Origin of the sequence: Halobacillus sp. B23F22_5 (assembly GCF_043497085.1) — a bacterium.
Classification (GTDB): Bacteria; Bacillota; Bacilli; order Bacillales; family Halobacillaceae; genus Thalassobacillus.
Window position 1 is genome coordinate 41,256 of the sequence record NZ_JBIEKI010000018.1, and the last position, 12,893, is coordinate 54,148.

General features: G+C 41.2%; 17 protein-coding genes. 11 read left to right on the forward strand and 6 right to left on the reverse strand.

Annotated elements, in window-relative coordinates; translation table 11 throughout:
* Window positions 1–123: 123 nt before the first annotated feature.
* Window positions 124–771: a YhcN/YlaJ family sporulation lipoprotein gene (locus tag ACGTN9_RS17785; RefSeq protein WP_499595313.1), complete on the reverse strand. Its 648-nt coding sequence runs from the start codon at window positions 769–771 to the stop codon at window positions 124–126.
* Window positions 772–910: 139 nt separating this feature from the next.
* Here ACGTN9_RS17785 and ACGTN9_RS17790 point away from each other — a divergent pair, with 139 nt between their 5' ends.
* On the forward strand, window positions 911–1,183 hold the full coding sequence (locus tag ACGTN9_RS17790; RefSeq protein ID WP_499595315.1) for a YutD family protein: 273 nt from the start codon (window positions 911–913) through the stop codon (window positions 1,181–1,183).
* A 47-nt stretch (window positions 1,184–1,230) separates the two neighbouring features.
* On the opposite strand, the gene ACGTN9_RS17795 is transcribed toward ACGTN9_RS17790, so the two are convergent.
* Window positions 1,231–1,500: a DUF3055 domain-containing protein gene (locus ACGTN9_RS17795; protein WP_093046015.1), complete on the reverse strand. Its 270-nt coding sequence runs from the start codon at window positions 1,498–1,500 to the stop codon at window positions 1,231–1,233.
* Between the two features lie 13 nt (window positions 1,501–1,513).
* A complete protein-coding gene (gene glpX / locus ACGTN9_RS17800) occupies window positions 1,514–2,488 on the reverse strand; it encodes a class II fructose-bisphosphatase (RefSeq protein WP_499595317.1) in 975 nt (324 codons plus the stop codon).
* Window positions 2,489–2,637: 149 nt separating this feature from the next.
* On the opposite strand from glpX, the gene ACGTN9_RS17805 reads away from it, so the two are divergent.
* The 3 genes from ACGTN9_RS17805 to ACGTN9_RS17815 all read left to right on the forward strand — a co-directional run bounded on the left by ACGTN9_RS17805 (window position 2,638) and on the right by ACGTN9_RS17815 (window position 4,679).
* Entirely contained in the window at window positions 2,638–3,075 is a 438-nt protein-coding gene (locus ACGTN9_RS17805; RefSeq protein ID WP_499595319.1) for a DUF86 domain-containing protein, read from the forward strand.
* An 88-nt stretch (window positions 3,076–3,163) separates the two neighbouring features.
* On the forward strand, window positions 3,164–3,793 hold the full coding sequence (locus tag ACGTN9_RS17810) for a helix-turn-helix transcriptional regulator (protein ID WP_499595322.1): 630 nt from the start codon (window positions 3,164–3,166) through the stop codon (window positions 3,791–3,793).
* 115 nt (window positions 3,794–3,908) lie between these two features.
* Window positions 3,909–4,679: a TIGR01457 family HAD-type hydrolase gene (locus ACGTN9_RS17815; RefSeq protein ID WP_499595325.1), complete on the forward strand. Its 771-nt coding sequence runs from the start codon at window positions 3,909–3,911 to the stop codon at window positions 4,677–4,679.
* 45 nt (window positions 4,680–4,724) lie between these two features.
* Here ACGTN9_RS17815 and ACGTN9_RS17820 read toward each other — a convergent pair whose 3' ends face one another.
* Window positions 4,725–5,243 carry a phosphatidylglycerophosphatase A family protein gene (locus ACGTN9_RS17820; protein ID WP_499595328.1) on the reverse strand — a complete coding sequence of 173 codons (519 nt, stop codon included), beginning with the start codon at window positions 5,241–5,243 and terminating at the stop codon, window positions 4,725–4,727.
* A 122-nt stretch (window positions 5,244–5,365) separates the two neighbouring features.
* Here ACGTN9_RS17820 and ACGTN9_RS17825 point away from each other — a divergent pair, with 122 nt between their 5' ends.
* Complete coding sequence (locus ACGTN9_RS17825) at window positions 5,366–6,331, forward strand: YutH/CotS family kinase-like spore coat protein (RefSeq protein WP_499595330.1); 966 nt, start codon at window positions 5,366–5,368, stop codon at window positions 6,329–6,331.
* A 116-nt stretch (window positions 6,332–6,447) separates the two neighbouring features.
* On the forward strand, window positions 6,448–7,413 hold the full coding sequence (locus ACGTN9_RS17830) for a 2-hydroxyacid dehydrogenase (RefSeq protein ID WP_499595333.1): 966 nt from the start codon (window positions 6,448–6,450) through the stop codon (window positions 7,411–7,413).
* Window positions 7,414–7,569: 156 nt separating this feature from the next.
* Here the strand turns inward: ACGTN9_RS17830 and ACGTN9_RS17835 are convergent, their stop codons facing one another.
* Window positions 7,570–7,791: a NifU family protein gene (locus ACGTN9_RS17835; protein WP_028783582.1), complete on the reverse strand. Its 222-nt coding sequence runs from the start codon at window positions 7,789–7,791 to the stop codon at window positions 7,570–7,572.
* 440 nt (window positions 7,792–8,231) lie between these two features.
* Between ACGTN9_RS17835 and ACGTN9_RS17840 the strand changes: the two genes are divergently transcribed.
* The 4 genes from ACGTN9_RS17840 to ACGTN9_RS17855 all read left to right on the forward strand — a co-directional run bounded on the left by ACGTN9_RS17840 (window position 8,232) and on the right by ACGTN9_RS17855 (window position 10,259).
* Window positions 8,232–8,561, forward strand: coding sequence for a YuzD family protein (locus ACGTN9_RS17840; RefSeq protein WP_499595335.1), 330 nt, complete (start codon window positions 8,232–8,234; stop codon window positions 8,559–8,561).
* An 84-nt stretch (window positions 8,562–8,645) separates the two neighbouring features.
* Window positions 8,646–8,882: a YuzB family protein gene (locus ACGTN9_RS17845; protein WP_028783580.1), complete on the forward strand. Its 237-nt coding sequence runs from the start codon at window positions 8,646–8,648 to the stop codon at window positions 8,880–8,882.
* A 92-nt stretch (window positions 8,883–8,974) separates the two neighbouring features.
* Window positions 8,975–9,826, forward strand: coding sequence for a diaminopimelate epimerase (gene dapF, locus ACGTN9_RS17850; RefSeq protein WP_499595338.1), 852 nt, complete (start codon window positions 8,975–8,977; stop codon window positions 9,824–9,826).
* 70 nt (window positions 9,827–9,896) lie between these two features.
* On the forward strand, window positions 9,897–10,259 hold the full coding sequence (locus tag ACGTN9_RS17855; protein WP_499595341.1) for a HesB/IscA family protein: 363 nt from the start codon (window positions 9,897–9,899) through the stop codon (window positions 10,257–10,259).
* Between the two features lie 81 nt (window positions 10,260–10,340).
* Here ACGTN9_RS17855 and ACGTN9_RS17860 read toward each other — a convergent pair whose 3' ends face one another.
* Window positions 10,341–11,330 carry an NAD(P)/FAD-dependent oxidoreductase gene (locus ACGTN9_RS17860; RefSeq protein ID WP_499595344.1) on the reverse strand — a complete coding sequence of 330 codons (990 nt, stop codon included), beginning with the start codon at window positions 11,328–11,330 and terminating at the stop codon, window positions 10,341–10,343.
* Between the two features lie 324 nt (window positions 11,331–11,654).
* On the opposite strand from ACGTN9_RS17860, the gene ACGTN9_RS17865 reads away from it, so the two are divergent.
* A complete protein-coding gene (locus ACGTN9_RS17865; RefSeq protein WP_499595347.1) occupies window positions 11,655–12,875 on the forward strand; it encodes an NAD(P)/FAD-dependent oxidoreductase in 1,221 nt (406 codons plus the stop codon).
* The last annotated feature ends 18 nt before the right edge of the window (window positions 12,876–12,893 follow it).

Consider the following 12,893-nt stretch of genomic DNA (forward strand, 5'->3'; position numbering starts at 1 on the left):
CGTCACTCCAACCAATTGATAACCTTAGTTTGTGAAATGCCGGTCTCAACTATTTATGGAAAATAAGTGAAACAGAAAAAAGAAAAAAACAGGAAAGTGGCCATTCACTTTCCTGCCTATTACTTAGCGCCCCATCATCCCATTTTTTGAGTCTCTTGGGTCTGTTTTTGATTTTGTTTCATCATTATAGGTTGATTCACCCTGGGGAGCCTGGCGCATCCGCTTAATGGCATTTTCAAGCACGTTGTCATAATTTTCATCATTAATACTTGAGTTACTTAAGCTTTGGATGTCCCCGAAAGATTGTTCCTGGTCAGAGACATAGACTTCATAGTAGCGGGGCACAAGACTGAGTGCTGTCTTTTTGACCATATCAGCTGCCTGGTTACGGTCTACCTCTTCAGCTTTCTCATAAGCGATCAGCACTTCATCATCTGTTACCAATGTCCCTGCATTCGTAATTTCATCCATGGTTAAAATCATTTTCGTTATCATATCCGCCGTTTCTTCCCGGTTCACTCTTGTAGAATAATCCCCCTGTGGGTCCACCTGACTTTTATCATAACGGACATACCCTAACTGATCAGTCATATCTCCGTCACCATCCCGTTCAGCAGGTGACTGGTAGTTATCCATAGCATTTCCGTTCAATGCTCCTTGGTTATTATCTTTGTTGCCGTAACGATCCATCGCGTTTTCATCTTCTTGTGCTGCACATCCTCCCAGCAATATACCGCTGATCAAGATGGAAGCTGCAAAGGTTTTATTCACTGGATTTCCTCCTTGTTTTAAATGCTCCCCATGTGATTATTTTTTAGCGAAACAGGAGATTTCATACGAATTAAATATTCCCTGTGACGGCAAAGCGAAAAGTATGATAAAATTTAGTTAATTGTAAGAGGTGATGGTAATGATTGAATTGTTTGGTAAACAATATGAAATCGTGAGAGATTATAGAAATGGTTATCAGGCGGAAGCTTTAGAGCAACGATTCAGTGATATTTTGAGCAAGTATGATTATATTGTCGGTGATTGGGGTTATGGTCAGCTTCGTTTGCGGGGATTTTATGATGATCAGAATCCGAAAGCTACCTTTGATACAAAAATCAGTACACTCGAGGATTATTTATACGAGTATTGTAATTTCGGGTGTGCATACTTTTTGTTGAAAAAAACCAATTAAAAAACCCTTCTTTGGCTCGAGGCTAAAGAAGGGTTTTTATATGTGTGTTAAATGGCTTCTCTTAAAAATTCACGAAGTTCGTCAGCGTCAATTTCATTTAAGTTGAAGGCATGTTCCAGGTAGCCTGGCTCTTCGATGTCATCATGACCGATAATTGCAAAGCGGTTTCCTTGAATATCGAGAACCAAAGTCTTCCCATAATAGCGGCTTGTTTTCACAAGTGCCAGATCATGACGATGGGTTGCTCCCATGAAGCTTACGAAACGTGTATCGCTTTTTTCTTTTTCATCATAGAGAAAGAAACGTTCCTCTTCCATTTCCGATTCCTCCTTATTCTTCATTCATCACCAAGTGAGGTTTATGTGAAAGGTGATGGTGAGCTTTTACAAAACGAACGGTCTTCGTTTTGGCGCGCATGACGATTGAATCTGTTTCGGTCAAATCACCGCCCAGGAATTTTACACCGTTTAAGAGTTCACCTTCTGTCACACCTGTAGCGGCAAAAATGGCGTCGTCGCTTTTGACTAAATCGTCCATCGTCAATAGCTGAAGCGGATCCTCTAACCCCATCGTTTTACAACGTTCACTTTCGGCATCATTTTGAGGTGCTAACCTAGCCTGCATATCGCCATCTAAACTCTTGATCGCCGCAGCGGAAATCACTCCTTCTGGAGCTCCACCTCTGCCTACGAATAAGTCTACGCCTGTATGAGGGAGGCATGTGGCGATTGATGCACCTACATCACCATCACCAAATAACTTGACCCTGGCACCTTTTTGAATTACTCGCTGGATAAGGTCTTCATGTCGGTCACGTTCCTGGATAATGACAGTCAGGTCTCTTACTCGTTTGTTATTGGCACGGGCAACGATATCAATGGTACGCTCGATCGGGTCATCAAGATGAATAAGCCCTTTGGCATTTTTTCCAACAGCAATTTTATCCATATACATATCCGGGGCATGAAGAAGGGCACCGCGTTCTGCTGCTGCTATGACAGCCATTGCATTATTATGGCCTTTTGCGACAATATTTGTTCCTTCCAGCGGGTCGACAGCAATATCTACTGCAGGACCTGTCTTGTTCCCTAGTTCTTCACCTATATAAAGCATCGGTGCTTCATCTAATTCGCCTTCTCCGATCACTACGACACCTTCCATAGCAACCGAATCAAACATAGCTCTCATGGCTGAGGTAGCTGCGTCATCCGCATTGATCTTATCCCCACGGCCCATCCATTGGGCTGAGGCTATGGCAGCTGCTTCGGTTACACGTACTAATTCTAATGCAAGTTCTCTATCCAATTATTTCTCCTCCGATACGTTAAAGTCCTTATATATGATAGCAGAGTTTGTATAACTACGTAAATATGCATCCTTTTCCTGTTATGTATGTAAATGTGATATCATGATGAATGAATTAGGTTATGATGCAATTGGATGGAGGTGCGGTTATGTATTTTGTAGACAGAAAAAAAATTGAAAGTACATTACTTTATATGGAAGGTCTCACTAATGAATATCAAAATCATACGTTTGATTCGTTTTTAGAAAAGTTAAGCCTGGAGCGAATCACACATATGACGATTGAATCGGTCATTGATGTAGGAAATATGATGATTGATGGATTCATTATGCGTGACCCGGGGAGCTATGAGGATATTATTGATATTCTTACCGATGAAAAAGTCATTCCTGAAGCTCATCAGGAAAAATTCAAGTCTTTTATACGTCTTCGAAAAATGCTTGTCCAAGAGTACCTGGACATTAATCATGAGGCTATCCATTCTATTTGGGAAAATTCCAGAGAGGTCATTGAAATATTCCCTGCAGCCGTAAGAAGGTATCTGGATGAGGAACTTGGCCCGGTTTCTGCTTTCTCTAACTCATAAACTGTGACAATATTACAAATTATAGGATTATAAATTTACTCTCTCCTCCCTATTCTTTATAATGGAAGAAAGAAGAGGTGATGGGTAAATGAAGCAATCCTCTACCAAAGATATGATTCTGCTTTTGTTGAAAAAAAACAAAAGTCTTACAATAGCGGAACTCGCTGAAAAAGTTGCAATATCTGAAATAGCTGTACGTAAGCATATTCATTTTTTAGAACATAATAATCTTGTCAAAGCAAGAGTGGTCCGTCAGCCAATCGGTCGACCAGTGAACTATTATGAACTGAGTGTGAAAGGCCAGGAAGCTTTTACGAACCATTACGAATCCTTTTCCGTCGAACTGTTGAATGATATCGAAAAGCTTTATGGAAAAACGATGGTATATGAGTTGTTCAACCATCGTTCTGAACGGATAGAAGAAGAATACAAGCGGCATATGACCTCGGAGTCCTTCCAGGCCCGGGTAGAAGAGCTCGCGGAAATACAGGAACAGAAAGGGTATATGGTAGAATTAGAAAAGCAAAACGACAAAGCTTATACCCTAAAACAGTATAACTGTCCTATTTGGAATATAGCGCAGCATTATAAGAGCATATGCGGACATGAAGTTAAACTGTTTTCTGACGTTTTAGCGGATAGTGATGTAAGGGCAGAAAAGACGATGATATCAGGGGAAGCCTGTTGCACTTTTCAAATTACCCAAAAAAGCCAATGATCTCTTCTCGCACTATAGGTGCGGGAATTTTTCTTTTTAGAATCAAGTGGTTGAAATAAATGGATCATTTTAATAACGCATGTATTAACCTTTAAGTTAGAAAGCAGGTGGAAGAATGAAAAATTATCAAGCCTATCTGATTGATTTAGATGGGACCATGTACCGAGGATCGGAACGTATTGAAGCTGCATCAGACTTTGTTAAAAAATTGAATGAGAAGAAGCTGCCTCATCTATTTGTAACTAATAATTCCTCCAGACGTCCCGAACAAGTCGCTGCGAAGTTAACTCATATGGATATTCCAGCTGTAAAAGAACAGGTTTACACTACTAGTATGGCTACCGCTCAGTATATCAAAGATCAGCATCCCGGTGCTGATGTATACGCGATTGGTGAAGAAGGGCTGCTGACAGCTTTAAAAGAAGCAGGGCTTAATCTGGTAGAGGATAATGCTGATTATGTGGTAATTGGTATTGATAGAGGCATCACCTATGAAAAATTGGCGACAGCTTGCCTGAATGTCCGTAATGGCGCAGTTTTCTTATCTACAAATGGTGACGTTGCTATTCCGACAGAACAGGGCATGTTGCCAGGAAATGGATCGTTAACATCTGTCGTTACCGTAAGTACCGGTGTCGAACCGGTATTTATCGGTAAACCTGAACCGATTATCATGGAGCAAGCCATGCAGACATTAGGATATGATAAAAACGAAGTATTGATGGTTGGGGATAATTACAATACGGATATTAAAGCAGGTATGAATGCGGGTATAGATACCTTGATGGTATTTACCGGAGTCACCTCAAAAGAAGATTTAAAAAGTTATAACGAGCAGCCGACGTATACGATCGATTCATTAGAGACCTGGATCACTCGTTTGTAAGTAAAGAAGCCGTATATCCTTTTTGGATAAACGGCTTCTTTATCTTTATTCGTCGTCCTCTGCTTCTTCTTCTCCGACTGCGCTGTGTGCCAAACGGCTTGATGCAGCAGCTGCGATGGCCCCGACAATATCATCAAGGAACGTATGGCATTCCCTGGTTGATTTATCATTCAGTTTTTTCAAAATACCAGGTTTTTGTTTATCGATATAACCATAATTTGTGAAACCGATTGATCCATATACGTTTACAATAGATAGGGCGATGATTTCATCGACTCCATAAAGCCCTTCGTCTTTATCAATGGTACTTTGCAATGGTTCTTCGAGACCTCTTTGTTCCGCTAATACATCCAGTTGGATTCCGGTCAGAATCGCATTTTGCACCTCGCGTTTTGTGAGTACTTTTTCTACATTAAAGCGGCACTCTTCAATCGTAAGATCGTCATGATACTTGGACTGTAAGTAATAGACCAATTCAGATATATCATTAATGGTCACTCCGCGTTCATTTAACCATTCACGTGCTTTTTTTTCTAATTGACTCATTTTTCTATCTTCATTCATATATACTCTATTGACCTCCCTTTTATAAAATAAGCTTCCCTCACGTATGGAAGATAAAACATAAGGTTCATTCTTTTGGTGTATTGGTCTATTATAGCATGATGAATAGGAGTGCATGCGTAGTGGAAGAAATTTTATCCGATTATATCGATATCAAAAATACATCCATTGTGGAGTATGATCAGAAGCGGGGCTATGTTTACCAGGGAGAAGTGTATTTTGTCCTCCCTGCATACGGTAAGGAAGAAGTTTATCAAGAACTTCAGCATGCATGTAATTTCTTGTATCAAGCAGGATTGAAAAATATTGTCTGCCCTATCCGTGTTAGTGAAAGTCGCTACCAAATCAACAAAAACCAACGCAGTTACGTCATTGGTAAAACTGCTTCAGATTCTTCTTTAAGTGACCTGGCATCTGCTCATGAATTGGCGCGTTTCCATGAGCTTGGTGCCAACTATCCCTATCACCTGCCTAACCTTTCCAGTTATGGACAATGGAAAACACTGTGGGGAAATCGAATTGACCATTTTGAAGATTTGATACAACAATGGCATAAGCAACGGCCAGTAGGTGACATGCATCGACTGTGGATCGACACAGCTCCTTATATTATTGGTCTAGGTGAAAATGCTATCCAATACGTACAAGAGAGTGAACAAGAGACACGTCATCAACAAAAAGATCAGGCAACCTTCACTTTTGATAGATATCCATCACTTTCCCAGCGTCTGATCTGGTTCGATCAAATTAGATATGACCATCCTGTGCGCGACCTTGCAGAAGCTCTGCGGTATAAAATGATAACTGGTCGGCCAACCGAAGAGCTCACCGCGTTTTTTTATGATTATCATACAAGATCACCTTTATCCATATTCGGTTTGCGACTATTGTATGCCAGATTGCTCTTCCCGGTTCACTTGCTTGATAAGTATGAGGAAGTTTACAGTAATCCATTTGATGAAAAATCAGTTAAGGAAACTAAACTTCTGTTCAAGCGGCAAAGGCGTTATGAGCATCAGCTGCATCGTTTCTATCAGGCATTAGGTATCAATACAAAAGAGTTGAAAATTCCTGTACTTGATTGGTGAAAAGTGACTTTCCTTGTAACCCGTAATGGGTTTCGGGGGAAGTTTTTTCTTTCCCTGGTAAGCTTGTGCTAAAATCATGGGTAAGCTACATATTTAACGAGGGAAGGGGAATGGTTATGACAAAACCCAAAGTTTTTATTGCACGGAAACTCTCAGAGGAAGTAGTGAATCAGTTTAAAGAATCCCTGGATATTACCATGTGGGAAGACACTGATGAACCTGTTGATCGGGATAGGTTGTTAGAAGAAGCAGCGAGATGCGATGGGTTAGTCACCATGCTTACTGATCAAGTCGATAACGAATTGTTGGCCCGGGGCGAGCGATTAAAAATCGTAGCTAATATGGCTGTGGGTTATGACAATGTAGATGTCCAAGCCGCAACTGAATATGGCATCCAGGTGACCAATACTCCTGATGTGTTAACAGAAACAACTGCTGATTTAACGTTCGCCTTGATGATGGCAACTGCCAGAAGGCTTATCGAGGCTAACGAAGTGATCAAAGAAGGCAACTGGAAAAACTGGTCGCCATTATTTTTAGCCGGTACGGATGTCCATCATAAGACCATAGGTATTGTTGGAATGGGGAGAATTGGGGAAGCTGTAGCCCGAAGAGCAAAAGGGTTTGGGATGGATATATTATACCACAACCGCTCAAGAAAGGAAGAAGCGGAGAAGGAGCTCGGAGCTTCTTACTATAGTTTTGATGCGTTGATTGAGACAGCAGACTATATTGTTTGTTTAGCCCCTTTGAGTGAAGACACAAAAGGGATATTTAACGAAGAAGCATTCAAAAAGATGAAAAACAGTGCTATCTTCATCAATGCCTCCAGGGGAGCATTGGTGAATGAGAATGCATTATATCAAGCCCTTATAAACGGAGAGTTGAAAGCTGCGGGATTAGATGTATTTGAAAAAGAACCTATTGATGAACAGCACCCATTACTAAAGCTGGATCAAGTACTCTGTCTTCCACATATCGGTTCAGCTAGTGTGGAAACCCGAAAAGCGATGATGGAACTCAGCTTAGAAAACGTCCAACACGTGCTTAATGGGCAAAAAGCAAAAACTCCTGTAAATTGAGCGTAGCATTCGTCTGAAGTGAAGGTTAAAAAAGACTATATCAGCATTTAAGTCAGAATGCTACTGAGTTAGAGGCTTAGGATCTCATTCCATGAAAATTAAACAAAGAAAGGGGCTGTCCCGGAAGGACAGCCCCGTAATGTTAGTATAGTGTTATTAAAATACCTGTTCCACTTCACGAATACCTGGCACTTCTTCAACTAGTGCACGTTCGATACCTGCTTTTAAAGTGATGGTAGAACTTGGGCAGCTTCCGCATGCACCCATTAGACGTAGACGGACGATTCCTTCTTCGACATCTACCAATTCCACATCTCCACCGTCACGAAGTAAAAATGGACGCAGCTTATTCAGTACTTCTTGAACTTGAGATTGCATAAGCGATCTTCCCCTTTCTCATACTCACATTATAAATCGTATTCATGTAAAAATCTATCTATTGGTTTTAATTTCTCTATGGCTATACTCTTTTTCATGTTCTCGCACCAATCGTCGCAAAGCGGTCGCCTCCGCTTTTGAATGGCCAGCTGCAGCGCTTAGTGTCTAGTGAACTTCCGGCTCCTTCCTACGATAAGTCATCATCGATTCGCTTCGCTCATCGTGTTTCCTTTTCGCTTACGAGCATAAGATTCTCTAGAGTTTCGCCTTTATTGGCAAAAACTCAAGTTCATCTAATCTCGTCAGGGTCCGTCCAGTTCATACGCCACTAAACAAGCGCTTTCGCTTTTCTTAGTATTGAGAACTATTTTCATTTTATCTTTTTTTGGTTATTTTGTAAAATGGAAATATAGGTACAGAACAATTGTGGAGGCGGTTATATGAAGAAGGACCCGGTGCAGCTTACTGTCTACGGAGCTGATCAGATTTGTGCAAGCTGCGTAAACTCACCTGGATCAAAAGAGACGTATGAATGGCTTCAGGCGGCTATTTCCCGAAAATATGGGGAAGATTGCATTGATTACCAGTATATCGATATTCACTCCGAGCAGGAAGATGAAACACACCAGTCATATATTCAACAGTTACTTGAGGATGAATTATTTTACCCTCTTGTCGTATTGGATGGTGAAATAGTCGGGGAAGGGAATCCACGGTTAAAAACCATTTACCAGGCGTTGGATGAAAAAGGGTTTCAGCCTATTTCCTGATACCTCAGTGTTGTCCTATCAAAACAGGATATGCTAATATTGATGGTTAGTGGGGGGTTCATCTAGGTTAAAGAGGTGACGAAGATGAATCCAATTATTGAATTTTGCATCAACAACTTAGCAAGTGGTTCTCAAAAGGCAATGGAAGAGCTGGAAAAAGATCCAGATCTTGATGTTATAGAATACGGGTGCTTAAGTCATTGTGGGCTTTGCGCTCAAAGTTTGTTCGCTTTAGTCAATGGAGAGCGGGTAACGGCAGATAGTGCTGACGAGCTTGTGGAAAATATTTATCAGCACCTAGAAGAGAATCCCCTTTTTTAAGTGCCCGTTCTACTATTTGATAAGCATCAGAAAGCCGTGCACCAGCTGTGCGGCTTATTTTTATATCATAATCAGATGAGGAAGTGGCTGCTATGGAAATACCGTTTATTAAGATGCACGGACTAGGAAATAATTACGTATTCGTGGATACATTTGAATTTAATTTAGAAGAAGAAATCTTACCTGCACTCGCTAGAAAGGTGTCAGATGTCTATACCGGCATCGGCTCCGATGGTCTTATCTTGATTCACCCCAGCGACCAAGCGGAAGTGGGAATGCGTATCTTTAACAAAGATGGATCTGAAGGCCGTAATTGTGGTAATGGACTTCGATGTGTTGCTAAATATGCCTATGATTATGGCTTAGTGAAAGATAGATCTTTTACTATCGAAGCGAAGTCTGGTGTGGTAGATGCTTCCGTGACAGTGGAAGACAAAAAAGTTTCCAGTATCACGATAGATATGGGTAAACCTTTTTTGTCCCGTTCGCAAATACCTATGGCTGGTGAGGAAAAGGATCAGGTAGTAGCAGAGTCGTTTCAAGTCAGTCATCATCCGCTTGAATTGACAGCTGTATCGATGGGAAATCCCCACGCGGTTTTCTTTGTAGAAGATATTCATACCGCTCCATTATATGAATTAGGACCGATCATTACAGAAGATCGACGTTTTCCAGAAGGAATCAATGTAGAATTTGTTGAAGTGGTTTCAAAAAAAGAGTTGCATTTTCGTGTGTGGGAACGGGGGTCTGGAGTGACTCAGGCCTGTGGAACGGGGGCATGTGCTGCTGGAGTGGCTTCGGTGTTGAACGGTTATTCTGATAAAAATACAGAAATCCTTGTACATTTGAGTGGAGGCGACCTTGTCATCCGTTGGGATGAAGATGACAGGGTGTGGATGACAGGACCTGCCGACATAATAGCTACAGGCACTTTTTATTATTAATCCAGCATATTTGAATGATACGGATGATATTTAGTATACTTATTATATCGATAAGAAAGGGGAGACACGGATGATTCTCAATATTACGGATGCTGCCAGCTCGCAGATCCAGGAAATGATGAAGGAAGAAGAGTCAGATAACATTCGTCTGCGTTTCGGTGTCAAAGGTGGAGGCTGCAGTGGATTATCCTACGCTATGGGATTTGAAGAGGATATCAATGAAGAGCTTGATGTCATAGAAGATAATAATGGCATTCCTGTTGTCATCCATCGTCAGGATGTACCGATTATTGAAGGCACTACCATTGATTTTAAACAAAACATGATGGGCGGAGGGTTTACGATCGATAACCCGAACGCTATTGTTTCCTGTGGTTGTGGTTCTTCGTTCAAGACAGCTACAAATGCAGGTACGCCTGACGAAAACTGCTGACCCTGCTATTCGAACATGAACTATAAATGAAACATGTAAAAGCCGCGCCTATAAGGTCGCGGCTTTTTATATGTTTATGTTCTATTGGCCAAACATGCTCGTAGAGTGCTTCGGTTGCACCCGGGCGTCTGGATCCAAATACGCTTTGGCATTATTTATAGCCGTTGGGCCTTCACCGAAACCTGATGCAATCAATTTGACTTTACCGGGATAGGTGCAAATATCGCCAGCTGCATAAATGCCAGGAATGTTCGTTTCCATTTTAGAATTGACTACGATACTGTTTTTTTCTATTTCCAGATCCCATTCTTTGATCGGACCTAAAGAAGAAATGAAACCATAATTGATGATAAGGTCATCAATATCTGTTGTTTCGACACGGTCGCCTTTCGTCTCTTTCAACACAACCTGCCTGATGCAATCATCACCGATCACTTCTTGTGGAGAAAATGGTGTTTTTACATTGACTTTAGAGTCCATCAGTTTTTCGACGCTATGTTCATGGGCGCGGAATTTATCACGTCGGTGTACAAGCGTTACTTCCTCTGCAATCGGTTCTAGCATTAACGCCCAGTCGACAGCAGAATCTCCGCCTCCGCAGACCATCACTTTCTTGCCTGCGAATTTATTCATATCGGGCACGTGGTAATGAAGGTTGACTCCCTCGTAATCGGAACAATTTGGAAGCTCCAGTTTACGCGGACTGAACGCGCCATTACCAGCTGTAATAATAATTGTTCTGGAATAATGCTCTCCCTTTGTTGTGGTCAGTTTGAACGTGTCATCTTCAAGACGTTCAATTTTTTCTACAGATTGATCAAGAGAAACAGTTGGATTGAATGCCATTGCCTGTTCCTTCAGATTATCAACCAGTTCCTGAGCTCTGACTTTAGGAAAGCCTGCTACATCATAGATGTATTTCTCTGGATATAAAGCCGTCAATTGTCCGCCAAGTTCTGGAAGACTTTCAATGATATTGACACTTGCCTGCCTCATACCGCCATAAAAAGCAGTAAACAAGCCGACTGGTCCTCCCCCGATGACCGTAATGTCATGTACTTGATTGCTCATAACTTTTCCCCCTATTCCAACTAAATTGTTGCAACCTTTTCCATTTTATCATAAAATTACACCTTATGTGATTTCCCCTGATGATTATGTCGTTTATGAATCAGAATTCTTAAGATTCGGATAAATTGAGAAAGGGTTGAAAATTATTTTAAAAGGGTCTAAGATGGTGACTAGAAAAAAGTTATTACGATTTTGTGACAATATATCATAGAATTTGTGTTCTTTTTTTATGGAAGCGTGTGTGAAAACAGTCACATACATGGTATATCTCTACGTAACAGAGTAGGAGATCATGCAGAAAAATACTAATTGGAAGTGATAATCATGAAGAAACCTAATATTGTCATCTTAGGTGCAGGTTATGGCGGTATCATGACTGCTGTCAAATTACAAAAAAGCATGGGTGTTAATGAGGCGAATATTTCTTTAGTAAATAAACACAGCTATCATTATCAAACTACCTGGCTACATGAAAATGCAGCAGGTACGTTGCATCATGATCGCACACGTATCCAGATAAAAGACGTCATTGATACCAGTAAGGTTAATTTCATCCAGGATACTGTTATCTCTATCCAGCCAGATGAAAAAAAGGTAACCTTGGAGAACACAACACTCGACTATGATTACCTTGTCATTGGACTAGGTTTTGAAGCAGAGACTTTTGGTATCCCTGGTCTAAAAGAACATGCCTTTGGTATTAAAAATATCAATAGCTCCCGACTTATCCGTCAACATATCGAATATAACTTCGCAAAATATAATAATTTAAAGAATCCAGGTGAAGAGCTTCTCAATATAGTAGTAGGCGGCGCTGGATTTACCGGTATTGAATTTGTAGGTGAGCTGGCAAATCGTGTGCCTGAACTATGTAAAGAATATGATATTCCGCGTGAAAAAGTGAGAATCATTAATGTTGAGGCTGCCCCTACAGCACTTCCAGGTTTTGACCCTGCTCTGGTAGAGTACGCGATGAACTCATTAGAATCCCGTGGTGTTGAATTTAAAATTGGTGCCATGATCAAAGAAGTGACACCGGAAGGTCTCGTGTATGAGAAAGATGAACAACGTGTAGAAATTCCTTCTAATACAGTAGTATGGGCTGCCGGCGTACGAGGCAACTCCATTGTGGAAGAGTCTGGTTTCGAAGCGATGCGCGGTCGTGTCAAGGTACGCGAAGACATGCGTACTCCTGATTATGATGATGTATTTGTAGTAGGAGATTGTGCCTTGATTATCAACGAAGAAACAGATCGTCCATACCCGCCTACTGCTCAAATGGCCATTCAGCAGGCAGATACAGTTGCTCATAACGTCAAAGTACTGGCTAGAGGTGAAAAAGAGTTAGAACCATTCGAGCCTAACATTCAAGGGACTGTAGCTTCTTTGGGCCATGACGATGCGATCGGCGTAGTATTTGATGACAAGAAATTATTCGGCTGGTCTGCTTCCGTAATGAAAAAGGTCATCGATAACCGCTACCTCCTAAAGCTTGGCGGAATCGGACTCTTGCTTAAAAAAGGAAAGTTCAATATTTTCCGTTAATCCAAGGCAAAGGCGGTA

Coding starts and splice junctions, on each gene's coding strand:
- ACGTN9_RS17790 (WP_499595315.1), top strand. CDS start 911: ATGATTGAATTGTTTGGTAAACAATATGAAATCGTGAGAGATTATAGA.
- ACGTN9_RS17795 (WP_093046015.1), bottom strand. CDS start 1,500: ATGGAAGAGGAACGTTTCTTTCTCTATGATGAAAAAGAAAAAAGCGAT.
- ACGTN9_RS17805 (WP_499595319.1), top strand. CDS start 2,638: ATGTATTTTGTAGACAGAAAAAAAATTGAAAGTACATTACTTTATATG.
- ACGTN9_RS17810 (WP_499595322.1), top strand. CDS start 3,164: ATGAAGCAATCCTCTACCAAAGATATGATTCTGCTTTTGTTGAAAAAA.
- ACGTN9_RS17815 (WP_499595325.1), top strand. CDS start 3,909: ATGAAAAATTATCAAGCCTATCTGATTGATTTAGATGGGACCATGTAC.
- ACGTN9_RS17820 (WP_499595328.1), bottom strand. CDS start 5,243: ATGAATGAAGATAGAAAAATGAGTCAATTAGAAAAAAAAGCACGTGAA.
- ACGTN9_RS17830 (WP_499595333.1), top strand. CDS start 6,448: ATGACAAAACCCAAAGTTTTTATTGCACGGAAACTCTCAGAGGAAGTA.
- ACGTN9_RS17835 (WP_028783582.1), bottom strand. CDS start 7,791: ATGCAATCTCAAGTTCAAGAAGTACTGAATAAGCTGCGTCCATTTTTA.
- ACGTN9_RS17840 (WP_499595335.1), top strand. CDS start 8,232: ATGAAGAAGGACCCGGTGCAGCTTACTGTCTACGGAGCTGATCAGATT.
- ACGTN9_RS17845 (WP_028783580.1), top strand. CDS start 8,646: ATGAATCCAATTATTGAATTTTGCATCAACAACTTAGCAAGTGGTTCT.
- dapF (WP_499595338.1), top strand. CDS start 8,975: ATGGAAATACCGTTTATTAAGATGCACGGACTAGGAAATAATTACGTA.
- ACGTN9_RS17855 (WP_499595341.1), top strand. CDS start 9,897: ATGATTCTCAATATTACGGATGCTGCCAGCTCGCAGATCCAGGAAATG.
- ACGTN9_RS17860 (WP_499595344.1), bottom strand. CDS start 11,330: ATGAGCAATCAAGTACATGACATTACGGTCATCGGGGGAGGACCAGTC.
- ACGTN9_RS17865 (WP_499595347.1), top strand. CDS start 11,655: ATGAAGAAACCTAATATTGTCATCTTAGGTGCAGGTTATGGCGGTATC.